A 22,050-nucleotide genomic window follows, 5' to 3' on the forward strand; every position below is an offset into this window, starting at 1 on the left:
AGACTGGAGGCGCTAGGGGTAACCCCTAGTTTGATAAATCATCGTTGCGAATATGTTAATAATCGATCGGACCAGTAGGCTGCGGTGCCCCGGCGACTCAAGAAAACGCGGCCTGATAGACCTTCGGCGTCACGCCGGTTTGTTGTTTGAAGACGCGCGTGAAGTGAGATTGATCCGCGAAGCCGGTGCGCGCGCCGACTTCGGCAATGGGCTTGCCCGCGCGCAGCATCGGCAGTGCATTGCGTACGCGCTCCTGCTGCTGAAACGCATGCGGACTCAGTCCCGCCTCGCGCAAAAAGGCGCGCAGCAGAACGAACGGCGTGACGCCGAACTCGGCTGCAAGCGTCGATAAGGTCACGCGCGCATGCAAATCTTCGCGCAGCCGGCTCTTTACGGCCCGTATCATTGCAGGCTCTCTTCGCACTAACGGTAGCGCGCTGCTGTGGCTCGCGTGTCGCGCGTAAAGGCCGACGATGGCGCAGGCGAGTACCTCGCTGCGCTTGAAGCGGTCATTGTCCACTTCGGAGCACCAGTTCACGCCGTAAAGGTGCTGCGACAATTCGGCGTCGGCGATAAACGGACTCTGCAATTCGAATCGCTCGCGCCGAGCAATGCCAAGCTCGTCGCAGTAGGCGGCGAGCGCCGCGGGCTGCACGTGTTCTACGCGCATCTTCCACTTGCCGCTATCGGCGGCCGCGCCGGAATGCACGACCTCGGCATCGATGACGATGACATCGCCGCGGCGGCAGATGCGCCGTTGGCCGCGAGCCTCGACTGCCAAGGCTCCGCCGGTGATGACCGCCAGGCAGTGCGTATCGTGTGCGTGCGGCGGATATCGGTGGCCGACGAACTCACCCTTGAGCATGACGGCGTCCATGACGTCAGGTGCCCGCCAGAGCTTGATCGAACGCGTGGATGCGGCAGCTTTCATGACGGGATGATTAGACGAATCGTGGAAGAGGTCGGAGCACGTCATCATAGTCCTCGATCCGTGGCATCGGAATGCGCGGTTGCCGATCGAGCCTATCGATGAAATCGCACCAGCGCGTCAACGTGTTCGCTCGTTCCGAATCCGACACGTACGGGACGTGCCACGCAAAGAACGGCTCGAGCACTTCATAGCCGACGTATCCGAGCGTGCCTTGCAAGAGGTGGCGCAGCATGCCGCTCGCGAGTTCGCCGTGAATGCCTTGCGGACCGAACATGTGCTCGCGTCCCCCGAGGCTCACGCCGATCACGGCACGCTTGCCGACCATACCGCCGCGGCCGTAGATGCGCTTGCCGCCATATAGGGCGCCCGAGAGGAAGCAGCGGTCGATCCAGCCTTTGATCAGCGCGGGCACCGAGAACCAGTAGAGCGGAAACACGAGTATCAGCGTGTCGCTGGCCAGCAGGGCATCGACTTCGCGCCGGACATCGGCCGCAAGCGTATCGTGCGCGAGCGCGTGGCGTTGCTCCAGTGCATAGACTAGGTAATCGCTGTCGGCGCGAGCGGCGAACTCATTGCCTCTAGCCACTGGATCGAAGTTGAGCGCGTACAGATCGGAGAAACTCACTTCGTCGCCGCGCAGCTCCAGTACGCGTCGGGCTTCGTGAGCCATCGCCGTACAGAAGGAGCGCGGCTCCGGGTGGGCGTGGACGAGGTGAATTTTAGTCATGGGGGATGGGTTTCCAGGCGAGGGCGGGAATCAAGGCGTTGAGTTGAGCGCACCCGTGCTCGCTTCCATCATGCGAACAGCGAGAAGCCGCCGACCAGTTTGCCGACTCGGTTACGTGGCCCGAGCAGTCCGACCGCGACGTACCGAAGCGATTCGCCGGCCTGGGTCGAGACGGCGTCGAGAAACGCGGCATAGTCGGTGGTGGTTTGTCCCTGCACGGGAAAGTCCACGACGTCGCAGTGGGGAAGCGACTTTTGACGAAGCTCGGTCAACTGATCGCTGGTGGCTTTGAGCACCGTAATGCCGATCGGAATGAGACCGGGATGGATCGTGCCGTCGCTTTCCAGCAGCGGCGCCCCGACGAGACGGCTGTGCCGCTGGCCCATCGTGAATGCGACTACCGCGGCTGCATTCGACGCTTTGCCGGGCGGCAGTGCTTCGTCGATGACGATGACGCAACGCTCAGACTTTTGCGGAATCTCGATGGTGTCCGCGGCATGTGCTTCCGTTTGCAAGAGCAACGGTTCTCTCCTGATGAACTGACTGTGAAGAGAATGCTATGAGCTTGCTTGCGGAAAGTATTGGACGATTTTGCAGCGCTTGAAGCGGGGGCGTTCGCGCGTGGCGTCGCGCGTCGGCATCACTGAGCCGGCCGCATCGTCGGTGCGCGGCGTTGGTGGGGCGACGCCGGGAAAAAGCGCCTAGCCGATCGAAGGGCTAGGCGGAAACCACCGGAGACCGGCGGCGGAGGTATCGATGCAAAGGCGGCTTGCCGTCGTTGTGACAAAGCAAGCCGCATTCAATTCGAATCAGCGAGGATCTTTGGCGTCGACCGGCGCGTCCACGTGGGCGCTGCCGGAAGACTTGTTGTGCAACCAGCTTAGATGCCGAAGAACAGCGACTTCGCGCCGTTTGCCTTTGCGGGAGCACCCGAAGCCGACGAACCGGCGTGCACGCCGCCGATCGCTTGATTGTTGCTGTTCTGCGCAATGACGCGCGCTTGGGCAACTTGAGCGTCTTCCGGATAGTACGGGTCGTTGCTCATGTTGGCGCGGCCACCGGCTTGTTCGAACTGAATGAGTTCAGCCTTGACTTGAGCGCGCGACACAGGGGCGTTCGATTGGGCGAAAACGGCTACCGGAGCGGAAATGGCGGCGGCGATAACAACGGCTTGAATGAGCGATTTCATGATTACTACCTCCAGAGTTTATTTGTCTTGCTGCTTGTTTGATCGTGTTCGTTGCTGAACCGATGACTGCAGTGTAGGGGCTGGAGACCCTAGGGGTAACACCTAGTTTGATAAATCATCGTTACGGATTTGTTCATAATCGATTGTCGCTCGCTGCGTCGAGGTGTTGCTTTCCGTCGCCCAAATGACAACGGCGGCGCCATTTCTGGCGCCGCCGGAGGACTTTGGGTAACGCCTGAATTAGATACCGAAGTACAGCGACTTGCCGCCGGCGGTGCGCACGGGAGCACCCGAAGCCGACGAACCGGCTTGCACGCCACCGAAACCTTCATTGTTGCCGCTTTGCGCATGAATGCGAGCTTGGGCGATTTGAGCATCTTCCGGATAGTACGGGTCGTTGCTCATGGTGGCGCGGCCACCGGCTTGCTCGAACTGAATCAGTTCAGCCTTGACTTGAGCACGCGACACAGGGGCATTCGATTGAGCGAAAACGGCTGCCGGAGCGGAAATGGCGGCGGCGATAACAACGGCTTGAATGAGCGATTTCATGATTACTACCTCCAATGTTTGTTTGTCTTGCTGCTGTTTGCATCGTGTTCGTTGCTGAACCGATGACTGCAGTGTAGAGACTGGAGGTCCTAGGGGTAACCCCTAGTTTGATAAAACATCGTTACGGATTTGTTCATAATCGATGAGGGGAGGTAGGTGCCACTCAACCCGTCGCTGGCACGCGAACCCGCTCCGTGCTGGCGTGATCCACCTCGGCTTGCCGCGGACCAACCGTCAAGGATGTCGATAGGGGAAAGGGGAATAAAGTCGCGCGGGCGCGCAGGACTGAGAAGTCGAGCATGCACGCAAGATGCCGCCGCCTTCTCGATAGTGGCGGTGCTGATGTGGCAAAGCATGGAAAAAGCGCCTAGCCGGTTGATGGGCTAGGCGGAAACCACCGGAGACCGGCGGCGGAGGTATCGATGCAAAGGCGGCTTGCCATCGTCGTGACGAAACAAGCCGCATTCAATTCGAATCAGCGAGGATCTTGGTCGTCAACCGGCTCGCCAACTTGGGCGCGGCCGGAGGACTTTGAGTAACGGCTGGATTAGTTACCGAAGTAGAGCGACTTGCCGCCGGCGGTGCGCACGGGAGCACCCGAAGCCGACGAACCGGCTTGCACGCCACCGAACCCTTCATTGTTGCCGTTCCGCGCATTAACGCGAGCTTCGGCAGCTTGGGCATCTTCCGGGTAGTTCGGGTCGTTGGCCATGTTGACGCGGCCACCGGCTTGTTCGAATTGAACGAGTTGAGCCTTGACTTGAGCACGCGTCACAGGGGCGTTCGATTGGGCGAAAACGGCCACCGGAGCGGAGATGGTGGCGGCGATAACAACGGCTTGAATGAGCGATTTCATGATTACTACCTCCAAAGTTTATTTGTCTTGCTGCTGTTTGCATCGTGTTCGTTGCTGAACCGATGACTGCAGTGTAGAGACTGGAGGTCCTAGGGTTAACTCCTAGTTTGATAAATCATCGTTACGGATTTGTTCATAATCGACGCGCCGGCGGAGCAAGTGCAGTGCGCAAGCGGAGTGGCCTGCGTCGGCCGTTCAACCTGCTCAGCTTGCCGCCACGGCACGCAAGCACGCCGCAAAATCGTCGGAGATGCCCTGTCGATCGGGCGTCGAGCGCTCGACGATCCCGACTTCCCGGTAAAACGTCTCGTCGCCGAGAGTCAGCGTACGCACGGCCGTAGGAAAACGCAGCGGCGCGGCCTGCGGGACGATCGCGATACCTACGCCCGCGGCAACGAGTTCGACGATGCCCTGAAGCTCGTCCAACTCCACGGCATCGTTCACGTTGATCCGCTTGCGCTTGAGGAAGCGGTCCACGAGCCGTCCGCCGAACGAATTGCGGTCGTATCGAATCAACGGCTCGCGAGCGAGCAGCGTGCGCCACGATTCCTTCGCGAACTTGCGCGGCACGAGCAGCACGAACGGCTCGCTGACGAGCGAGTGCCATTTCAATTCGGGTGGCAACGCGAAGGGCGGCTTGATGATGACGGCAAGATCGAGTTCGCTCGAGTCGACCTGCGCGAGCAGACTCAACGACACGCCCGGCGATACCCGTATCCGCCAACCGGGCGAGACCGCGCGAAACTGGCGAATCGCGCCAACCAGTAGCGAAGTGTGCGCCGATGCGATCGCACCGATCCGTAGAAGCCCGGCGCTCTCGCTAGCCGCGCCTTGCGTAGCCATGCGTGCATACACGGCGAGCAGTTCCTGCGCGACGTCGACGGTGCGCTTGCCCGCTGCGTTCAGGCTGGCGGAACGGCCGGTGCGATCGAATAGGGCGAAGCCGAGTTCGTCTTCGAGACGCTGGATCTGCGCACTAACCGCCGATTGCGTCAGTCCGATCTGCGCGCCCGCGCGGGCGAAGGTGCCGTGGTGCACGACGGCGAGGAACGTTTTTAGCTCTCTCAGCATGATCCGATTCATCGAAAGAATTGTTGCTCAGATCGTAAATATATCGTTATTCATCCAATTTCATCATGGATAAGATGTCGTCCAGGCGTTCGATGAAACGCACCTTTCTTCAATTTTTGGAAGCTCCTCGCCATGAATGCTCCGATCCTGCCGTTCCATATCGCGTTCCCCGTCAACAGCATCGAGGAGGCGCGAGCGTTCTATGGCGACCTGCTGGGCTGCCCCGAGGGCCGCAGCGCACCCGACTGGGTCGACTTCAATCTCTATGGCCACCAGATCGTCGCGCATCTCGCGCCTGGCGAGACGGGCGCGACCGCGACGAATGCCGTCGACGGGCACGGCGTACCGGTGCGCCATTTCGGTGCGATTCTGACGATGCCGCAATGGACCGAGCTCGCCGAAAAGCTCAAGGCCGCCGGCGTCCAGTTCGTGATCGAGCCGTACATTCGCTTCAAGGGAGAGCCGGGCGAACAAGCGACGATGTTCTTCCTAGACCCGAGCGGCAACGCCCTCGAGTTCAAGTCGTTCGCGGATCTCGGGATGCTGTTTGCGAAGTGACGTAGGCGGGGAAGCATCACGCATAAGGAGATCGGTTGGCATGCCGTCTCGGGCGTGTCGCGAGCGGAATCGACGTTCAGGTTTCCGGACCAGTTCGAAGCGTTTCATTGGCATGAAGGGATGCAAACGCTCATGCATCGTCTTCTCGACTATCTCGTTGCCTGATGCCCAACGCCGGCGCGACGGTGCGGCCGTTCGACAGTGCAACGCTAGGAGTTAGCCCCGCCTAGTGCGCTATATTGGAGCGGTCTCAACCTGATGGCCCCAGCTGACCGGCGGCTCACACAAGGGGGAAACATCAAACGCACCGCGGCGTCATGGCTTGAAACCTTCCCGCCGGGAGCCTTCGTGATGGTGATGGCTACCGGTATCGTGTCGATCGCGGCGCGCCTTGGTGGCTACCCAAAGATCGGGTGGGCGCTGTTTGCGATCAACGTGGTCGTGTATCCCCTGCTGTGGGTCATTACACTATGCCGGCTCGCCCGCTACCCCCGAGCGGTGCGCGCGGACTTGCCGGACCACCAGCGCGGCCCGGGATTCCTGACGCTGATTGCAGCCACTGCCGTGATCGGCAATCAATGCTCGGCATACGATCTGCTGCCGGCCGTGTCGCTGTGGCTGCTCGTTGCCGCGCTCGTGCTCTGGTTCGTGCTGATCTACCCGTTTCTCACCGCGATGACGATCAGTCAGCGCAAGCCCAGCTTGCAGACTGGACTCGACGGTACATGGCTGCTGCTCGTCGTCGCGACCGAGGCGTGTGCGATCCTGGCCGTTTCGGTCGCTCAGACGGCCGCCGATCCGCTCCCTTTCGCTCACCTCGCGCTGGGGCTATGGTTGCTCGGCGGCTTGCTCTATCTGATGCTGATCACGCTGATTTTCTATCGCTGGTGCTTCGTGCCGATGACGCCGCACGATCTGACCGAACCCTGGTGGATCACGATGGGTGCGATGGCCATTGCCGCATTGGCGGGAAGCCGCTTGCTGCTGCTTGCACAAACGACGACCTTGTTTGCGCATGATTTGCGCCCTGTGCTCTTTACGCTGACGACGGCGTTCTGGGCCATGGCCACATTCTGGATTCCTCAACTGGCGATTCTGTTCGTGGCGAAGCATGTAGTTGCGCGCGATCCGATCCGATACTCCGTCGCCGAATGGTCCGTCGTCTTTCCGATCGGCATGTACACCGCGGCCACGCACGTTTATGCAATTGCCGCGCCGGCCGCGTACCTGGAGATCGTGCCGAGCATCGTGATTTTGATTGCGTTCGCCGCGTGGGGGCTGGCGTTTATCGGTGCAATACGTGCAATGGTTCGCGCATTGGCCGGGAACGCTGCATACCCGCGGTGATCGTGCGAAAATCGGCTTCCGCATTCCGTACCCGAACAACAAGGAGAGACCGATGACCGCATCAGCAGCCGTTTTCGCTATTCTTGCCGCGTTATGGCTAGGTGCCATGATCCCGGGGCCGAGCTTTGTGCTTGTCGCCCGCAATGCCATCGGTCTGTCTCGCAGCGATGGTCTAGCTACCGCACTCGGGATGGGTGCGGGAGGCATTCTGTTCGGGGGCGTCGCACTCGCCGGGCTCTATACGCTTTTGCAGGCTGTCGAATGGCTCTATATCGGCTTGAAGATCGCCGGCGGCGCGTATCTGATTTACATGGCGTCGAAGATATGGCGCGGCGCCGATCGCCCGATCACGGTCGACGACTCACTCGCCACTCAATCTCACAGTGCACGCAAGTCGTTCTGGATGGGCTTGACGACTCAGTTGAGCAATCCCAAGACGGCCATCTGGTACGGCAGTATCTTTGCCGCATTGCTGCCGCAGCATCCGCCGCTCTGGTGCTATTTCGCGCTGCCTCCGCTGGTGTTCGCGGTCGAATGCGGGTGGTACACGATCGTCGCGCTGTGCTTTTCGACCAAGGCGCCGCGCGAGATGTATCTGCGAGCGAAGAAGTGGGTCGATCGCATCGCTGCGGTTGCGATTACCGGGCTTGGTCTGCGATTGATTCTCAACGCGCCCAAGGTCGGAATTTAATCCGGCCGCGTGAGGACGCGCAACGCGGTTACCGTCCTCACGCGAACTACATCACCACTGATGATGCACAAACGGCGCGATCTTCTCCAGGTACAGCGTGCGCAGGGCAGTCATAGCAGCATCTGTTAGAGGCGGCAGATCGCTCGCCGTACAATTTGCCTTGGCTTGCTCCGGATTCTTTGCACCCGGGATGACGGTCGTCACACCCTGATTCATCAAAATCCAGCGCAGCGCAAACTGCGCCATCGTGACGTTGCTCGGGACAAACGGACGGATCTCGTCCACTGCCTTGAGCGCCACGTCATAAGGGACGCCGGCAAACGTCTCGCCCTTGTCGAAGGCTTGACCATCGCGATTGAAGTGGCGATGGTCGTCGGTTGCGAACGTCGTGTTGCCCGTCATCTTCCCGGTTAGCAGGCCCGATGCAAGCGGCACGCGGACAATGACGGCAATCTCTCTGGCCCGTGCCTCGCGCATGAAAAGATCGGCCGGCCGCTGCCGGAAGATGTTGTAAATGATCTGTACCGACTTGACGCCCGGATATTCGATCGCCTTGAGACCTTCCTCGGCTTTCTCTACCGACACCCCATAGTTCCGGATCTTCCCCGAAGCGACCATGGCATCCATGGCCTCGAAGACTTCAGGCCGATAGTAGACCTCCGTCGGCGGGCAATGGAGCTGGACCAGATCGAGGCAGTCGGTATCCAAGTTCTTCAGGGACCGGTCTACGAACGCATTCAGATTGGCGCTGTTATAGCCCTCACTCACATGAGGGTCGAGCCGACGGCCCGCCTTTGTCGCGATGAACGGCCGCGGTCCGCCTCGTTCCTTGAGCACGGCTGCGATGATCCGCTCCGAGCGTCCATCGCCGTAGACATCGGCCGTGTCGATGAAGGTCGTACCGCTATCGAGCGCCGCATGCAGCGCGGCTTTTGCGTCGGCCTCCGGAACGTCGCCCCACGAGCCGCCGATCGCCCAAGCGCCGAACCCGATCTCCGAAACGACTTTTCCTGTCTGCCCAAATGGCCGTTGATTCATTGTCTTTCCTTTCCTCTTTCAAGGCATGAGTTGTCCGCCGTTCACTTCGATGACCTGACCGGTGATGTACCCGGACATGGCGGGAGACGCCAGGAAAAGGAACGCGCCCACGCATTCCTCCGGCAAACCTTCTCTCCCCATGGGCACCGAAGCGGCTTGCGACGCGAAAATATCGGGCGGTGTGTATCTGTCGTGGAAGGGTGTCTGGATCAGCCCCGGCGCCACCGCGTTGACTCGAATTCCGTCGCCGACGAATTCCTTTGCCTGGCCGCGAGTCAAGCTGCTGACAAAGCTTTTCGTCGCCGCGTAAAGCACGGCCCCTGATCCGCCACCCGTGCGTGCTGCGATGGACGACGTGTTGATGATGTAGCCCTTGGATTGCTTGAGATGCGGGTAGGCCGCCAAGGTCGCGTCCCAGACCGAACGGACGTTGAGGTTGACGACCTCGTCGAAGTGGCTTTCCGGCATCGCCGTCGTCTTGATCCGCCCCAACATGCCGCCGGCGTTGTTGATCAGCCCGTCGAGCCCGCCCAGCATTTCGGCCGCGGCCTCCACGACACGTGACGCACTGCCGGGCTCGCTGAGATCGCCCTGGACGAGCTTGATCCGCTCGGGTGATTCAGCCCGCAGCGCTTGCGCGGCCGCCTCGCTCTGGTTGTAGTGAGCGATTACTTGCGCGCCTTGCGCCGCGAATGCGCGAACCACCGCTGCTCCGATTCCCGTGGAGCCGCCGGTGACCAGAACCCGCGTGCCGTTGAGATCGCCAATCCGCATGTGCTCGAAGCTCGGCATACATTCCTCCTCGATGAGATCGAACCGCAGGCCGCGCACCGTTCCAGTGCCGGCCGGATACGAATGATTGCACGGTATAGAATGAATGAAATTCACTGAGTAGATGAACCACATTCACTGTGTCAAAGACAGATCGGATCGACTTCGCGGACCTGAAATCATTCCTGACGATCGTCAGGTGTCGCAGCTTCAGGCTCGCCGCGATCGAGTTGGGGCAGACACCATCGGCTATCAGCCACGCCATGCGCCGATTGGAGGACCGTCTCGGCGCAAAGCTGTTGAACAGGACGAGCAGGGCAGTGTCCGCCACCGCCGCGGGGCAGGACCTAGCTGCGCGGTTGGAAGACGGGTTCAATCAGATCGGCTCCGCACTCGAGACATTCGAAGCGCCCGGCACGGCGCGACTCGGAGAGATTCGGCTGAACGTCTTTGCCGATGCCGCCCACTTGCTCATTGCGCCCGCGCTGCCGGAGTTCGTGCGCCGGTGTCCCGAAGTGCGGCTTACCGTTGTGGTCGAGAACCGACCCATCGACATCGTGGCTGAGGGTTACGATGCGGGCATTCGATACGGCCACTACGTTCCCGAAGACATGGTGGCGGTGCCGCTGACTGGTCCGCAACGGTGGGTCATGGCCGCTTCGCCCGCTTATCTCGAGCGGCATGGCACGCCTCGCCGGCCCGGCGATCTGTCGAACCACCATTGCCTGCAGCTCTTGCTCGGCGACAATTCGAGCTACCGATGGGAAATCAACGATGCGGGAGAATCTAGGCGCCTGGGCGTGCCCGGTCCGCTCACGATCAACGACACGGCCACCACGATCAGCGCGTGCAAGGCGGGTTTGGGAATTGCGTACTTGCTCGAAGCCCGGATTGCCGGAGAACTGGAGCGGGGCGAATTGCAGATCGTGCTGAAGAAGAATGCCTATCTCGAGGATCCGTTTCATATTTACTACAGCAGTCGCCGCTACAATCACCCGGCGCTGCTTACATTGGTCAACATCATTCGGGAACAGCAGTCGCTTCCCAAGCTCGCGGGCACGAGGCCGGCGAACCGAAGGCAATAGATTGGATGCGTAGTGTGTTTTCACGGGCGCGCTTGCACTGGTGCTCCAGGACAAGCGCGCAGCCAAACCCCTGCATGGAGGACGAAGCGCAATGGCGCCCAACGCCCTGATGATCGGCACGGCAGCCGCCGTATTGCTGTCGTATTGGTTCAACCATCTGTCGCGCAGCTACCGAGTGCCGTCAGTGATGCTGCTGTTGCTGGCCGGCGTGCTGGTGCGCGTGGCTACCCACGCCTATCACGCTACGGTCGCTCTGCCCCAAGCATTGATATCGACGCTGGGAACCGCGGGCTTGGTGCTGATCGTGCTCGAGGGCGCATTGGATTTGCGTCTAGACCTTGGGCGTCGCCGCTTTCTTTTGTCGACCTTCGGTGCCGCGGCGTTGGGTGTCGGCCTCACGACGGTTGCATTGGGTGTGATGATGTCGGCGGTATTCGGCCTGCCGATGCCTTTGGCCTTGCTGGCCGGGGCGCCCTTCGGCGTCATCAGCAGTTCCGTTGCGATTCCCACCTCCGAGATGCTCAATCGCGACGAGCGCGAGTTCGTGATCTATGAGAGTTCGTGGTCCGACATTCTCGGTGTCATGCTTTTCAACGCGCTGCTGGTGGCATCGATGGGCGGCACCGTCGCCTTGCACTTGATCGGAGGCGGCTTCGCCGTGCTCGCGCTTGGCGTGGCCGTCGCGTTGGGGGTGTATTGGCTGGTCGGCAACCTCGAAGGGAACGTCAAGTTCATTCCCGTGTTGTCGGCGCTGATCCTCGTGTATGCGCTGGCCGATGCGATGCACTTGTCGCCTTTGCTGATCGTGCTGATTCTCGGTTTGACGCTGAACAATTCGCAGTTGCTCCACGGGATCCGCTGGTTGCGATGGATGCACAACGACGCACTCGAAAGCGAGCTCGAGCGCCTCAAGCACCTCACCGCGGAGCTGACGTTTTTTGTGCGCACGTTTTTCTTCTTGTTGCTTGGCTACACCACCGACATCACGACGCTCGTCGATCCTCATGCCTGGCTCTACGCGATCGTCATCGTCGTGCTTGTCTTCGCGCTCAGGTGGCCCGCTCTCCGGCTCACCACGGGCCCCGGAAAACGACAAGCGCTTTGGATAGCGCCGCGGGGCCTCATTACCGCAACCCTCTTTTTCAGTCTCCCCACCAGAGTCTCGACGCTGTTGCCCTCGGCCACCCTCGTGCTGGTGGTGTTGATCACGGGCGTCGTGATGTCGCTGGGTCTTAAGCTCGAGGAGCGGGGGGCGCTCGGCAGCACGTGATTGTCGAACAGCCGCAGAGGGGCAGCGGCTGCACGCCTAGAATCAAACTTCGTCAACGCCGCTCGTGACGCCATGCCTCGCTTTTTGACGTGATCGCTTTGCGCGGTACATCGCGGCGTCGGCAAGCTCCAGGGCTTCATCGACTGTAGCCACGCGCACTGCCACAACGCCGGCGCTTACGCCTTGAAAGGCAACATGCGCACCGTCGAGCGAGTAGATGCCGGCCGTAGTTTCCGCCGCGCGGATAGCAAGGGAAGCCGCCGCGTGTTCGGCTTCCAACTCCTCCGCGGGACCCGGCCCGACAACAGCGAACTCGTCCCCGCCAATTCTCGCCAGCATGTCCGAATCTCGAGCCACCCGCGAAAGGCGCAATGCGCACTCGCGCAGCAAAACGTCTCCCATGAGGTGTCCATGTTGGTCGTTGACCTCTTTGAACCCGTCAAGGTCGAAGATGCCAACAACGACGGAAGAGCCTTCGCGTGCGGCGCGCGCTAGCAACCGGCCCAGTTCATCGCGCAGCGCACGACGATTTGGAAGCTCTGTCAACGAATCGGTGAGCGCATGTCGGGTCAGGCGTTCGTTGGCGCGACGGAGGGCTTCGAGTAGGCGCTCGCGCTCGATGTGCTGGGCAATGAGCTTCGAAAACAGGTTCAATGTACTTCGCGCCCGAGGCCCGAGCTTCCTGCTGCGCTGGCTCGCGGCACACAGCGTGCCGATCACTTGGCCGTCGCTATCGCGGACAGGAGCGGACGCATACGTTTGGATACCGAGCGCAGCGGCAGCTTGGGAGTCGCCCCACACTTCGGCAACATTGCTCACAACCGGAAGGCCTTGTTCGAGACAGCGCTTGCACAGCGTATCGGACCACGGAACGGTCAGTCCCTCAGGCATCTGGAGTTGGCCGGTATTGTGCGAAATCATGATGGACTGGACCGCACGCTCCAGATCGATTGAAGTCAGATATGTCGACTCGAGTCCCGTTACCGCCTGCAGCATTTCCAGCAGCGGCCGCGTAAGCGCGTCCAGCGTGTCCGCCGCCGCGACAGTCGCCGACAGCTTCTCAAGCATTGCCTCCATCAACCTCTCCGTACCCGAAAAAAATGGTGTCAATCTAGCGGCAGTCATTCTCTTTGACGGATTCCAACATCAATCGTTGCCGGCCCGTTTTCTTTAGCTGCACGCGCTTTGAGTAAACACTGATCTCGACAAAAGATTGGCGGCCAGTGCGACGCAACGAGTCCAATGATGAACGGAGAAGCGGCGCTATGTCCATCGAGTGCCGCCCTAGCTCATAGCCACCCCGCCGCCTTGAAGCGCCACCACAAGATCACGTCGATCCCAAGCATTGCCGCGAGGCAAATCGGATAGCCGTACGCGTAGTGAAGTTCGGGGATGCTCTGGAAATTCATGCCGTAGATGCCGGCGATCATAGTCGGCACGGCGAACAGCGCTGCGAACGCACCCAGACGTTTAGTCACTTCGTTCTCGGCGAGCGAGATCATGCCGAGGTTCACCTGGATCGCCGTCACGGTCATTTCGCGCCGGCCTTCGATCGTTTTCACGATGCGCTCGAGGTGGTCGTAGACGTCGCGGAAGTATGCCCCCATGCCCGCGCAGACCTGAGGGATGCGGCCGCCCGTCAGCTTGGCGACGCTCTCGACCAACGGCGCGATATGGTGCTGGAGGGCCACGAGCCTGCGCTTCAACGAATACAGATCTTCGATGATTGCGCGTGAGGCCGCAAGGCTGTGTTTCTCGAAGATACGGTCTTCGATCTCCTCTAGCTTTGAACCGAGCGCTTGAAGGATGGGGAAGTAGCGGTCGACGACGCTGTCGATGAGCGCATAGAGCACGAAGCCGGAGCCTTGCTTCAGTAGATCCGGTTGTTGTTCGCAGCGCGAGCGGACCTCTTGGAAGCCCTGTTGTGTCCGATTACGAACCGAAAGCACGTAATTGCCGCCCACGAAGACATCGACTTCGCCGATTTGCAATTCGTTGTCGTCGTCCATCTCGATCGTGTGCAGTACGGCGAACAACGACTCGCCGTATTCCTCGATCTTCGGGTGTTGGTGCCCGTGCTGAACGTCTTCGATCGCGAGCTCATGCAGCCCGAACTCTTCCTTCATCTTTTCGAGTTCTTCGGGCTCCGGGTCCTTCAGCGCGACCCAGACAAAGCAGTCTGGTTTGGCGATGTAATCGCTGATGTCGTCGATCTTGACGTCGGCGAGCTTGTTGCCGTCCTGGTATGCGGCGCAGTTGATCAGCATGTGTGGAAACCTTTGCAGCGAGCGCGGATTGTTCGGAGCCCGTCGGGAAACCGATGCTACCGCAGGCGGGCGTCAATCTGCTTGCGAGAGTTGAAATACGTTCCCGGCGGGATCTTCACCGTCGGGCTCCCCCTACGCGACGCAGCGCAAGTTCTAGGCCTCCTGCGTCGAGGACAGCCCCTCGCCGCTGATCACGGCAGGGGTGACCGACGAATCGTCGCGCCGGTCGACCCACGGAATACCGCCAGCATGCGGTTGTTCGAATCGTTGGGCTTCCGCAAGGAAGCCCATCATGTCGAAAGCCTTTGGTTCCGAGGCGAGTGGGCTGATGACGTTATTTTTGCGTTGCTTGCGCGTGAGCGGTTTGGGGCGCGACGAGCGGATTAGTCAAGGCAGATCGAGAAGCGTATTGGCGAGCCTTCTATAGAACCATACCAAGCACGTCGAACCGACGATCAGGCCCACGGGAAGCGTCAGCGATTGGCCAACCGCGACCCAATAGGGTAGAGCCGCGCTGAAGAAGGTCCTGCCGAAGAGGAAATACGCTCCGAGAATCAGCGCGATTGCACAAATCTGAATCGGCAGCGCGGTCAAGAGATGAGAAAGGCCGATTCTCCAGACGTGTCCGCGCGTATCGTGCCACGACGCGCGCCAGCCGCCGGTCCTTCCGATGGCAACGTGGCAGAACAGTAGGCTGAGCCGAGTCCAAAGGATCGTGACGAGGCATACCGCGACGACACCGCCGACGATCCACACAAAGGATCGCAAGACGCGACTCTCAAGTGAATGGGCCAGCAAAAATCCACCGCCGAACACCAATGCGAGTATCGCAATACAGATAATGACCAGCAGTAGTCCCACCCACAGATAGCGCCAGAATATTTTTCCAAACAACCAGCTGGCACTCGACTCGTGCTCTTCGAGCATAGCGTGCCGCATAACTTGGACCGGCAGCATGATCATCACGATGACCTTGACGAGCTCGAGGGCGAGACGGACGAGCCCGGACGTCAACGTAGCCGAGGGTGAGGGATGAACGCCATACTGAGTGATCGCGATCACACCGGAGGCTGCCAACACGACGATCGCCGCGATGACGGTTAGCGGGTTGTGCCGAACGAATCGGCCTCCTTGCAACCATGATTCCCAGACGCACGACCCAAAGGTCAACTCTTCCATGTTTACCCCATTGCGCTCGTTAATGGTTTTATCTATTTGTTGACGTGCGGATACGAAGCTCGCGCACGGCGGTCTATCTTAGCGCAATGGGAGAGATATTCTGGATATTTATTCTCTTAAAAAACGACTCCGTCCAAAAAAATAAAAACGATCTAGTCAATCAAGGAAATCGATGCTAAAACTTGGTTGCTTGCGACGTTTGCGGCGAGTGACTTCCTCAAGAAAATCTTCGAATAACCCAGCGGGAAGTCGGGCAACTCGCCAAAGCAAACGTAGCCCAGTCGCCGCAATCTCCAACGGTCTACAGAGCTAGCGGCTCGATCTTAGGACAAAGATGCAACACGGAAAGCCAAAAAGGGCAGACGACGCGACGCAGCGCGCTTAGCGCAATTGCTCCTCAACCGACTTGGTCAACGGAGAATCGACGTTACCGGTGTGCTTCGTCTGCACGGGCTCGATCAACATCACCCAGCATTCCTCGTCGGCGACAGGGTTGTGCTGCGTGCCGCGCGGCACCACGTGCATCGAACCGGCGGGCAGATTCACGACGCGCCCACCTTCGTATTCGATCTTCAGATGCCCGCGCACGATGAAGAACAACTCATCTTCGTTCGCATGATCGTGCCAGACGAACTGCCCGTGCAATTTCGCTACCTTCACATATTGATCGTTGACCTGCGCGACGATCTTCGGCGACCAGTATTCCGACACATCGGCGAACGCCGCTTCGATATCGAACGATTCGGCGAATAGATGGTTAGACATACTTACCTCCAAGTAGGAACGATGGACGCGGCCAGCAGCACACCCATCGCAAGATTGAGAATGCGCCAATGACGCGGCGTGCTAAAGAATCGTGCAATCAGTACGCCAAGCGAGCACCACAGCGTAAGCGAGGCGCACGCCGCCACGCCGAATGCTGCCGCGAGCAACAGAGCGAGCTTGTTTGGATTGGTCGCCAGCATTCCGAAAGATGCCGCTGCGCCGATCGTCATCGCCCAGCCCTTCGGATTTAGCCACAGCAGCAGGAAGCCGTTGACGAGTGTGATCGGGCGCGCAGGGCCCTCGCCTGCATTCGGCGGACCACTTCTCGCGATGCGCCACGCGAGCCAAAGCAGATACGCGGAGCCGAGTGCCTTCGCGGCGGTTTGCAGCGCGGGGATCGCCAGCAGCAGCCGACCGAGGCCAAGCGCCGCGACGCCTCCCAGCAGCCCAAGCCCAATTGCAATGCCGAGCATCAGCGGAATCGACCGCGTGAAACCGAAGCGCGCGCCGGACGCGGTGGCGAGCGTCGTCGCGCCGCCGGGCGTGAGGGTCGCGACGGCGACAAAGAGAAGCAAGGGCAGGATCGAGGTCATCGGCACGTATCCGCGTGGTCGAATCTTGCACTTTACGGATTGCCGACGCATCAGCAAAACCAATAATGTTGATGTCATCCATTACGGGACATAATGTGTCGATGAACCGAACCCTCGACCTCGATCTCATTCGCACGTTTGTCGCGGTTGCCGATAGCGGCAGCATGACCGTCGCCGCGAATCTGCTGCATATGACGCAGGGCGCCGTGAGCCAGCAGATGAAGCGCCTAGAGGACTTGCTCGATTGTCTGCTTTTTGTGCGTAAAGCGCGGAAGCTGGAGCTGTCGCGCCAGGGGGAGCAGTTTCTCGTCAAAGCGCGGCAGCTGCTGCGGCTGAACGACGAGATTTGGGCCGATATGACGACGCAGCCGCTCCGGGGCAGCCTGCGGGTCGGCGTACCTTACGATCTCATCACGCCGCTCGCGCCGGCGATGAAAGCGTTCGCCGAAGCGCATCCGCACGTGGACATTTCCCTCGTTTGCGGCGCGTCGCCTGAGCTAAAAGAGGCGGTGGATAGCGGTCGGGCGGATTTGTCGCTGGTCGAATACGTTGCGAGCGAAGCCGACGGCGAGGTAATCCGAGTCGAGCCTCTGGTATGGGTGACGGGGCGCGGCAGCGACGCCTGGCAGAAGCGGCCGTTGCCGCTATCGATGGTCGACGAACGCTGCGCGTTTCGCCCGGTGGTGCTCGGTGCGCTTGCGGAGGAGGGGATCGCTTGGCGCACGGTATTCGAAAGCGGCAACATCGAGGCGACTGCGGCGACGGTGCGTGCGGGGCTCGCGATTACTGCGTGGCTTGTTTCGACGGTGCCGGCCGATTTGGAAACGCTCGCGCCGCATGTGGCGGGATTGCCCGCGCTGCCCCCGTTCGCGATTTGCTTGCGGTTGCCCGCAACGGTGCAGCCTGCGGCGCTGGAGTTTGCGCGGTGCGTCCGGGAGACAATGACGAAAATTGGGGAGGTGGTGCGGGCGGAGGCGTGATATCGAGCGGTGCCTGGCGTGCCTACGCGTACTTCAAGAGAAATTTCGCAAGCGCTTCGGGGTCAGCCGCGGAATATCGCGCCCACAATCAGCGGCGGGCGCGTATTTCTCGGCAAGCGCCCCAGTGATCATTCTTGCACGTCTCTCTCGCAGTTTCGATCATCTCGCCGGACTCTTCGCTATGCGGGAACGCGGTCATAACGGAATCCGCGCAGTGAACCGACTGGTCGGCGGCATCGAGTCGCGTGGCGATTTCGATGGTGTGGAATCCTAACGAATACTCGGAGTAGTGCGTGGCTAGCTTCGTGAGTGCCGCGCAGTAGTCCGAAAACCGATCCCGATGCACAAGAACCGTTTGGTCGAATCGAGCATTTGCCCGTGCTATCCGGTTGCCGTCCTCGGGTTCGGTGCGCGTCATGGTGTTTGGCGTGTCGCGACGAAAGAGGATGTCGAACGCATGCACGAGGTCGGCTATCGCCAAGCAGTCCGTGCGCTTGCACCCGGCATCCGACATCGCACCGTTAGCGCCGGCCAACTCGACGTAGGTCGCCGGACCATTGAGTATGTCGGCGTACGTCTGCTCGCCGCCGGCCGACGCAGCGCTGGCGCTTCCAATCGCGAGCGCCAGCGTGCAGAAACCCGCCAATATTCTCTTATCGAACATATCCGCCGCTTGTCGATTGCCGATCTACGTCCCGCTGATCAATCCGCGCTAGAACCGTGCGCGCTCCTCAATGTCGACTGCGTCGACGAACCGGATCAAGTCATAGTCGGCCTGCGCGCCAACCCGGGCTGTGACCGCAGCAGCAGATAGAAAGCGGTGACATGCGTAATCATTAGCATAGGGACGTAGATGATCGGAATCGCGTACGTAGCGCCAAGCTCTCCTGCGCGCGCGGGAAGACCGGCTTGGATCGCGTGATAGTAGTCCACGGTGAGGTCGGCCACGCCCACGAGATTAAAAGCGACGACGAATAACCAAAAGAGCGATGGTGTCCGCGCCGTGATCAAGGCCAGCATGGCCAGAACTCCCGTTGCGAGATCGCCGTATGCCGCGTATTCGGCGAAGCTGTGAGGCAGATTCGGACCGACGACGCCAGGCAGAATGAAGACCAGCCCGAAGAAGCGGAAGCTGTGCAAGGTAGCGATGGCGCGTTGCGCATCGAACGGCTCCATCGATTTGAGCTTGGGCCAGACGTACGTGCGGAAGCAAAGGAAACAGGCCACATACCCAAGAACGAGTTGCAGCAGGAAGATCAGTTCCGGTGGCATGTTTCCTCCTCGATGGTTTCAGTGGATCGTTCACGGCTTGGGAGCCGGGCCGGGCGGCTCCTCGTCCGTAGGCGTAGGTGTACCATGGCCTCTCGCGACGGACTATTCATCACAATGTTGATGGGCTATGAAGCAGAACTTCACAGTCAGGCAAGGGGCGCTCGACGGCGTGGAAGTGTTTCTGAGCGTCGCCCAGCATCGCAGCTTTCGCCGGGCGGCCGCGGAGCTCGGCGTGACGCCGTCGGCGATCAGCCAGACCGTGCGCGTACTCGAAGAGCGCATCGGCGCAGTGCTTTTCATCCGCACCACACGCAGTGTCGGCTTGACCGAAGCCGGCGAACGCTTTCTCTCGCACGCAAAGCCGGCCTTCGACGAGCTTGTCGCCGCGAGTGAAGTCGCGCGCGGATTTGGCCAGAAGCCGACCGGGTTACTGCGTCTTTCAGTACCCCGTGCGGTGGTGCCGATCCTGCTGGAACCGCTGATTGCATCCTTCTGCGAGGCTTATCCCGAGGTTGAAGTGGAGATCGTTGCCAGCAAGGAACTGATCGATCTTGCGGCGGAAGGGTTCGACGCCGGCATCCGCCTGGGGCAGTTCGTCGATGCCGATATGGTCGCGGTGCCGCTCACGCCACCGCTCCGGCTCATCGTCGTCGGCAGTCCGACCTACCTCGCCGGTCGCTGTCCGCCCCAGAACACGAACGATCTTCGTCAGCACGCCTGCTTGAGATGGCGGAAAAGCAGCGGCGCGCTCGCGCTATGGTCGTTCGACGACAATGGCCGCTCGATCGAGATCGCCGTATCCGGCCCCCTCATCGCCAACGATTTTCCCACCATGCTCGGTGCGGCAGTGCGGGGCATGGGCCTCGCGCAGCTGCCTGAGCCACTGGCCGCTGAAGGGCTGAGAAAGGGAGAGCTGATGCAGGTGCTGGAGCCGTTCGCGCCGACGATACCTGGCGTGTTTCTCTACTATCCGAGCCGCCGGCAGATGATGTCGAAGCTGCGCGCCTTCATCGATCACGTGAAGCGCCGCCAGGCGGCGGACCGTGACCAGCTCCCGCTGACACGATGACTATCTATTGGCGTGTCGCGCGACTCGGCATAATGTCGGCCGCGGTCCGGGTCACTGTCGCCCGGCAAATCTTCATTTGATCGACTCACCCATGCTTCGATTCGAAAATCTCAGCAAACGCTACGACGAGCACGTCGTCTTCCAAGGGCTCAATTACGAATGCGGCGCCGGCTGTGTGGCGCTGTGCGATGAAAACGGCAGCGGCAAATCCGTCTTGCTCGGCATGCTCGCCGGGGCGATCGATGCCGACGAAGGCGAGATCTGGCTCGACGGCCATTCGCTGCGTACCGCGCCGCTCGAGGCGAAATCCACCTTGGCGTACGTGCCCGACGAGTGCATGGAGTATCCGTTCAAGACCGGCCGAGCGTTTCTCGAACTGGTGGCGTCCGCCAAAGAGACGATCGTGGACACCCACACGCTCGAACTTGCGGACCGCTTCGGACTCACCCCGCACATGGAGAAGCATTTCGAGCAGATGTCGCTCGGCACGCGCAAAAAGCTGTACCTGACAGCGACCCTGCTTGGAAAGCCCACCGTCGTGATCGCTGACGAGCCGGGCAACGGGCTAGACGCGCCGGCCCGTGCCGTTCTTGTCGATTTGTTCAAGACATTGGCCGTGGACCGCACGGTCTTGTTCTCGAGTCACGATTTGAAGCTGGCACGAGCCTGCGAGGCGAAGATCATCAATTTCGCTGATCTTGGATGGGCCGGAAGTGCATCGACCGATGCAGGGCCCGCTATCTAGCGTAGTTTCATCGGCCGCAGTCTACTTTTACTGTTTCGGCCAGATATCCCCCAGGGTGTACCCCTCGGGGAAGGGATCGTCATGGTCCAGCACGATGGTGTTGATGCCATGAATCCAACTGGTGCCGGCCAGCGTCGGCACAACGGCAGCTTTATCGCCGATGCGGGCCTCGCCTTCCAGGCGGCCGGTAAAGACCGTACCGAGGATGCCTTGGTGCCGGAAATCCTGGTGCAGCGGCAATTCGCCCTTGGCGTGCAGCACGGCCATCTTCGCGCAGGTGCCGGTGCCGCAGGGGCAACGGTCGATCGCGCCGGTCCAGGTGGCGGGATCGTCCCAGGAGAGCGGGCCGGTGGGCATGGTGACCACGTTCTTCCAGTCAGCCCGGGGATCGTCCGTGGGGCCGGAGAGTTGCGAAATGGTGATGCCCACGCCCGGATAGTCCGGGTGCGCAACGGGCAGTTGCTCGATGGCTGCCTGCCGGATCATGGCGGAAATCCGCGTGATCTCCTTGCCATGTTCGGGCTTGAGTTCGAGCCCCGCGAACTGGCGCACGTCGGCAATGACGTAGAACATGCCGCCCCAGCCCACGTCCACCCGCACCTTGCCCAGGTGCGGTACTTCGATTTCGGCATCCAAGTGCGCGGCAAAGGCCGGCACGTTCTTGAACTTCACGCTCTTGACCTTGCCGTCCTTGCACTCGGCGACGATGCGGATCAGCCCCGCCGGTGCTTCGAGCGTCAATTCGGTGATCGGCTCCTGCATGGGCAGCATGCCCATTTCCAGCAGCACGGTGGCCACGGAGATGGTGTTGCCGCCTGACATCATCGGGTACTCCACCTGCTCGAGGATGATGTAGCCGGCGTCCGCCTCCGGGTGGCAGGGCGGCACGATGATGTTGCAGCAGTGCGCCGGATAGCCGCGCGGCTCGCGCAACAGCAGCTTGCGCAAGCCGTCGTCGTTGGCCTCCAGCCATTTCATCTTGGCGTAGACGGTGTCGCCGGGAATGTTCGGAATGCCGCCCGTGACCACGCGCATGGGAATGCCCGAATGCGTTTCCACGGCGTGAATGGTTCTCTTGAAGCCCATCTGCTGATCTC

The 22,050-nt window shown here is 60.7% G+C and carries 26 protein-coding genes; 8 read left to right on the forward strand and 18 right to left on the reverse strand.

Features of this window, described 5'->3' with window-relative positions; genetic code table 11:
- Positions 1-97 precede the first annotated feature (97 nt).
- The 7 genes from DWV00_RS03685 to DWV00_RS03715 all read right to left on the reverse strand — a co-directional run bounded on the left by DWV00_RS03685 (position 98) and on the right by DWV00_RS03715 (position 5,323).
- Positions 98-931: an AraC family transcriptional regulator gene (locus DWV00_RS03685; RefSeq protein ID WP_115532265.1), complete on the reverse strand. Its 834-nt coding sequence runs from the start codon at positions 929-931 to the stop codon at positions 98-100.
- A gap of 10 nt (positions 932-941) precedes the next feature.
- Positions 942-1,658 carry an NAD(P)H-dependent oxidoreductase gene (locus DWV00_RS03690; protein ID WP_115532124.1) on the reverse strand — a complete coding sequence of 239 codons (717 nt, stop codon included), beginning with the start codon at positions 1,656-1,658 and terminating at the stop codon, positions 942-944.
- A 68-nt stretch (positions 1,659-1,726) separates the two neighbouring features.
- On the reverse strand, positions 1,727-2,179 hold the full coding sequence (locus DWV00_RS03695) for a DUF2000 domain-containing protein (RefSeq protein WP_115532125.1): 453 nt from the start codon (positions 2,177-2,179) through the stop codon (positions 1,727-1,729).
- Positions 2,180-2,538: 359 nt separating this feature from the next.
- Positions 2,539-2,847 (reverse strand): DUF4148 domain-containing protein, encoded by a 309-nt coding sequence (locus DWV00_RS03700; protein WP_115532126.1) that lies wholly within the window; start codon positions 2,845-2,847, stop codon positions 2,539-2,541.
- A 240-nt stretch (positions 2,848-3,087) separates the two neighbouring features.
- Positions 3,088-3,396 carry a DUF4148 domain-containing protein gene (locus tag DWV00_RS03705; protein WP_115532127.1) on the reverse strand — a complete coding sequence of 103 codons (309 nt, stop codon included), beginning with the start codon at positions 3,394-3,396 and terminating at the stop codon, positions 3,088-3,090.
- A gap of 547 nt (positions 3,397-3,943) precedes the next feature.
- Complete coding sequence (locus DWV00_RS03710; RefSeq protein ID WP_115532128.1) at positions 3,944-4,252, reverse strand: DUF4148 domain-containing protein; 309 nt, start codon at positions 4,250-4,252, stop codon at positions 3,944-3,946.
- A gap of 204 nt (positions 4,253-4,456) precedes the next feature.
- Entirely contained in the window at positions 4,457-5,323 is an 867-nt protein-coding gene (locus DWV00_RS03715) for a LysR family transcriptional regulator (RefSeq protein ID WP_115532266.1), read from the reverse strand.
- A 132-nt stretch (positions 5,324-5,455) separates the two neighbouring features.
- Here DWV00_RS03715 and DWV00_RS03720 point away from each other — a divergent pair, with 132 nt between their 5' ends.
- The 3 genes from DWV00_RS03720 (at position 5,456) to DWV00_RS03730 (ending at position 7,919) form a co-directional block, all read left to right on the forward strand.
- On the forward strand, positions 5,456-5,881 hold the full coding sequence (locus DWV00_RS03720; RefSeq protein ID WP_115532129.1) for a VOC family protein: 426 nt from the start codon (positions 5,456-5,458) through the stop codon (positions 5,879-5,881).
- 258 nt (positions 5,882-6,139) lie between these two features.
- Positions 6,140-7,228 (forward strand): tellurite resistance/C4-dicarboxylate transporter family protein, encoded by a 1,089-nt coding sequence (locus tag DWV00_RS03725; protein ID WP_115532130.1) that lies wholly within the window; start codon positions 6,140-6,142, stop codon positions 7,226-7,228.
- A gap of 52 nt (positions 7,229-7,280) precedes the next feature.
- Entirely contained in the window at positions 7,281-7,919 is a 639-nt protein-coding gene (locus DWV00_RS03730; RefSeq protein ID WP_115532267.1) for a LysE family translocator, read from the forward strand.
- Positions 7,920-7,970: 51 nt separating this feature from the next.
- Here the strand turns inward: DWV00_RS03730 and DWV00_RS03735 are convergent, their stop codons facing one another.
- Positions 7,971-8,957 (reverse strand): aldo/keto reductase, encoded by a 987-nt coding sequence (locus DWV00_RS03735; RefSeq protein WP_115532131.1) that lies wholly within the window; start codon positions 8,955-8,957, stop codon positions 7,971-7,973.
- Positions 8,958-8,975: 18 nt separating this feature from the next.
- Positions 8,976-9,749: an SDR family NAD(P)-dependent oxidoreductase gene (locus DWV00_RS03740; RefSeq protein ID WP_245964699.1), complete on the reverse strand. Its 774-nt coding sequence runs from the start codon at positions 9,747-9,749 to the stop codon at positions 8,976-8,978.
- A gap of 119 nt (positions 9,750-9,868) precedes the next feature.
- Between DWV00_RS03740 and DWV00_RS03745 the strand changes: the two genes are divergently transcribed.
- A complete protein-coding gene (locus DWV00_RS03745) occupies positions 9,869-10,813 on the forward strand; it encodes a LysR family transcriptional regulator (protein ID WP_115532132.1) in 945 nt (314 codons plus the stop codon).
- 91 nt (positions 10,814-10,904) lie between these two features.
- Positions 10,905-12,083: a cation:proton antiporter domain-containing protein gene (locus DWV00_RS03750; RefSeq protein ID WP_115532133.1), complete on the forward strand. Its 1,179-nt coding sequence runs from the start codon at positions 10,905-10,907 to the stop codon at positions 12,081-12,083.
- A gap of 42 nt (positions 12,084-12,125) precedes the next feature.
- Here DWV00_RS03750 and DWV00_RS03755 read toward each other — a convergent pair whose 3' ends face one another.
- From DWV00_RS03755 to DWV00_RS03780, 6 genes are all read right to left on the reverse strand, one after another.
- Positions 12,126-13,160, reverse strand: coding sequence for a GGDEF domain-containing protein (locus DWV00_RS03755; RefSeq protein WP_115532269.1), 1,035 nt, complete (start codon positions 13,158-13,160; stop codon positions 12,126-12,128).
- A gap of 212 nt (positions 13,161-13,372) precedes the next feature.
- On the reverse strand, positions 13,373-14,350 hold the full coding sequence (gene corA / locus DWV00_RS03760) for a magnesium/cobalt transporter CorA (protein WP_115532134.1): 978 nt from the start codon (positions 14,348-14,350) through the stop codon (positions 13,373-13,375).
- A 153-nt stretch (positions 14,351-14,503) separates the two neighbouring features.
- Entirely contained in the window at positions 14,504-14,644 is a 141-nt protein-coding gene (locus tag DWV00_RS33915) for a hypothetical protein (protein WP_181885340.1), read from the reverse strand.
- Between the two features lie 93 nt (positions 14,645-14,737).
- The gene (locus tag DWV00_RS03770; RefSeq protein WP_115532135.1) at positions 14,738-15,529 is read right to left on the reverse strand and encodes a hypothetical protein; all 792 of its coding nucleotides are present in this window, start codon (positions 15,527-15,529) and stop codon (positions 14,738-14,740) included.
- 381 nt (positions 15,530-15,910) lie between these two features.
- Positions 15,911-16,294, reverse strand: coding sequence for a cupin domain-containing protein (locus tag DWV00_RS03775; protein ID WP_115532136.1), 384 nt, complete (start codon positions 16,292-16,294; stop codon positions 15,911-15,913).
- A 2-nt stretch (positions 16,295-16,296) separates the two neighbouring features.
- On the reverse strand, positions 16,297-16,887 hold the full coding sequence (locus DWV00_RS03780) for a LysE family translocator (RefSeq protein ID WP_115532137.1): 591 nt from the start codon (positions 16,885-16,887) through the stop codon (positions 16,297-16,299).
- 101 nt (positions 16,888-16,988) lie between these two features.
- On the opposite strand from DWV00_RS03780, the gene DWV00_RS03785 reads away from it, so the two are divergent.
- The gene (locus DWV00_RS03785; RefSeq protein WP_115532138.1) at positions 16,989-17,867 is read left to right on the forward strand and encodes a LysR substrate-binding domain-containing protein; all 879 of its coding nucleotides are present in this window, start codon (positions 16,989-16,991) and stop codon (positions 17,865-17,867) included.
- Between the two features lie 88 nt (positions 17,868-17,955).
- Here the strand turns inward: DWV00_RS03785 and DWV00_RS03790 are convergent, their stop codons facing one another.
- Together DWV00_RS03790 and DWV00_RS03795 are read right to left on the reverse strand one after the other, a co-directional pair.
- A complete protein-coding gene (locus DWV00_RS03790; protein ID WP_115532139.1) occupies positions 17,956-18,531 on the reverse strand; it encodes a hypothetical protein in 576 nt (191 codons plus the stop codon).
- Positions 18,532-18,626: 95 nt separating this feature from the next.
- Positions 18,627-19,139 (reverse strand): hypothetical protein, encoded by a 513-nt coding sequence (locus tag DWV00_RS03795; RefSeq protein WP_115532140.1) that lies wholly within the window; start codon positions 19,137-19,139, stop codon positions 18,627-18,629.
- A 127-nt stretch (positions 19,140-19,266) separates the two neighbouring features.
- Here DWV00_RS03795 and DWV00_RS03800 point away from each other — a divergent pair, with 127 nt between their 5' ends.
- Both DWV00_RS03800 and DWV00_RS03805 read left to right on the forward strand, forming a co-directional pair.
- Positions 19,267-20,208 carry a LysR family transcriptional regulator gene (locus DWV00_RS03800; RefSeq protein WP_115532141.1) on the forward strand — a complete coding sequence of 314 codons (942 nt, stop codon included), beginning with the start codon at positions 19,267-19,269 and terminating at the stop codon, positions 20,206-20,208.
- Positions 20,209-20,299: 91 nt separating this feature from the next.
- Positions 20,300-20,953 (forward strand): ATP-binding cassette domain-containing protein, encoded by a 654-nt coding sequence (locus tag DWV00_RS03805; RefSeq protein WP_115532142.1) that lies wholly within the window; start codon positions 20,300-20,302, stop codon positions 20,951-20,953.
- A 27-nt stretch (positions 20,954-20,980) separates the two neighbouring features.
- Here DWV00_RS03805 and DWV00_RS03810 read toward each other — a convergent pair whose 3' ends face one another.
- Entirely contained in the window at positions 20,981-22,039 is a 1,059-nt protein-coding gene (locus DWV00_RS03810; protein WP_115532143.1) for a proline racemase family protein, read from the reverse strand.
- Between the last annotated feature and the right edge of the window lie 11 nt (positions 22,040-22,050).

Source organism: Trinickia dinghuensis, assembly GCF_003367175.1.
Taxonomy (GTDB): Bacteria; Pseudomonadota; Gammaproteobacteria; order Burkholderiales; family Burkholderiaceae; genus Trinickia; species Trinickia dinghuensis.

What these genes read in the sequence shown, in the direction of transcription:
- DWV00_RS03775 (WP_115532136.1), bottom strand. Translation starts at nt 16,294, where the DNA reads ATGTCTAACCATCTATTCGCCGAATCGTTCGATATCGAAGCGGCGTTC.
- DWV00_RS03750 (WP_115532133.1), top strand. Translation starts at nt 10,905, where the DNA reads ATGGCGCCCAACGCCCTGATGATCGGCACGGCAGCCGCCGTATTGCTG.
- DWV00_RS03730 (WP_115532267.1), top strand. Translation starts at nt 7,281, where the DNA reads ATGACCGCATCAGCAGCCGTTTTCGCTATTCTTGCCGCGTTATGGCTA.
- DWV00_RS03780 (WP_115532137.1), bottom strand. Translation starts at nt 16,887, where the DNA reads ATGACCTCGATCCTGCCCTTGCTTCTCTTTGTCGCCGTCGCGACCCTC.
- DWV00_RS03740 (WP_245964699.1), bottom strand. Translation starts at nt 9,749, where the DNA reads ATGCCGAGCTTCGAGCACATGCGGATTGGCGATCTCAACGGCACGCGG.
- DWV00_RS03690 (WP_115532124.1), bottom strand. Translation starts at nt 1,658, where the DNA reads ATGACTAAAATTCACCTCGTCCACGCCCACCCGGAGCCGCGCTCCTTC.
- DWV00_RS03755 (WP_115532269.1), bottom strand. Translation starts at nt 13,160, where the DNA reads ATGGAGGCAATGCTTGAGAAGCTGTCGGCGACTGTCGCGGCGGCGGAC.
- DWV00_RS03685 (WP_115532265.1), bottom strand. Translation starts at nt 931, where the DNA reads ATGAAAGCTGCCGCATCCACGCGTTCGATCAAGCTCTGGCGGGCACCT.
- DWV00_RS03800 (WP_115532141.1), top strand. Translation starts at nt 19,267, where the DNA reads ATGAAGCAGAACTTCACAGTCAGGCAAGGGGCGCTCGACGGCGTGGAA.
- DWV00_RS03805 (WP_115532142.1), top strand. Translation starts at nt 20,300, where the DNA reads ATGCTTCGATTCGAAAATCTCAGCAAACGCTACGACGAGCACGTCGTC.
- DWV00_RS03700 (WP_115532126.1), bottom strand. Translation starts at nt 2,847, where the DNA reads ATGAAATCGCTCATTCAAGCCGTTGTTATCGCCGCCGCCATTTCCGCT.
- corA (WP_115532134.1), bottom strand. Translation starts at nt 14,350, where the DNA reads ATGCTGATCAACTGCGCCGCATACCAGGACGGCAACAAGCTCGCCGAC.
- DWV00_RS03715 (WP_115532266.1), bottom strand. Translation starts at nt 5,323, where the DNA reads ATGCTGAGAGAGCTAAAAACGTTCCTCGCCGTCGTGCACCACGGCACC.
- DWV00_RS03785 (WP_115532138.1), top strand. Translation starts at nt 16,989, where the DNA reads ATGAACCGAACCCTCGACCTCGATCTCATTCGCACGTTTGTCGCGGTT.
- DWV00_RS03710 (WP_115532128.1), bottom strand. Translation starts at nt 4,252, where the DNA reads ATGAAATCGCTCATTCAAGCCGTTGTTATCGCCGCCACCATCTCCGCT.
- DWV00_RS03770 (WP_115532135.1), bottom strand. Translation starts at nt 15,529, where the DNA reads ATGGAAGAGTTGACCTTTGGGTCGTGCGTCTGGGAATCATGGTTGCAA.
- DWV00_RS03720 (WP_115532129.1), top strand. Translation starts at nt 5,456, where the DNA reads ATGAATGCTCCGATCCTGCCGTTCCATATCGCGTTCCCCGTCAACAGC.
- DWV00_RS33915 (WP_181885340.1), bottom strand. Translation starts at nt 14,644, where the DNA reads ATGATGGGCTTCCTTGCGGAAGCCCAACGATTCGAACAACCGCATGCT.
- DWV00_RS03725 (WP_115532130.1), top strand. Translation starts at nt 6,140, where the DNA reads ATGGCCCCAGCTGACCGGCGGCTCACACAAGGGGGAAACATCAAACGC.
- DWV00_RS03735 (WP_115532131.1), bottom strand. Translation starts at nt 8,957, where the DNA reads ATGAATCAACGGCCATTTGGGCAGACAGGAAAAGTCGTTTCGGAGATC.
- DWV00_RS03790 (WP_115532139.1), bottom strand. Translation starts at nt 18,531, where the DNA reads ATGTTCGATAAGAGAATATTGGCGGGTTTCTGCACGCTGGCGCTCGCG.
- DWV00_RS03810 (WP_115532143.1), bottom strand. Translation starts at nt 22,039, where the DNA reads ATGGGCTTCAAGAGAACCATTCACGCCGTGGAAACGCATTCGGGCATT.
- DWV00_RS03795 (WP_115532140.1), bottom strand. Translation starts at nt 19,139, where the DNA reads ATGCCACCGGAACTGATCTTCCTGCTGCAACTCGTTCTTGGGTATGTG.
- DWV00_RS03705 (WP_115532127.1), bottom strand. Translation starts at nt 3,396, where the DNA reads ATGAAATCGCTCATTCAAGCCGTTGTTATCGCCGCCGCCATTTCCGCT.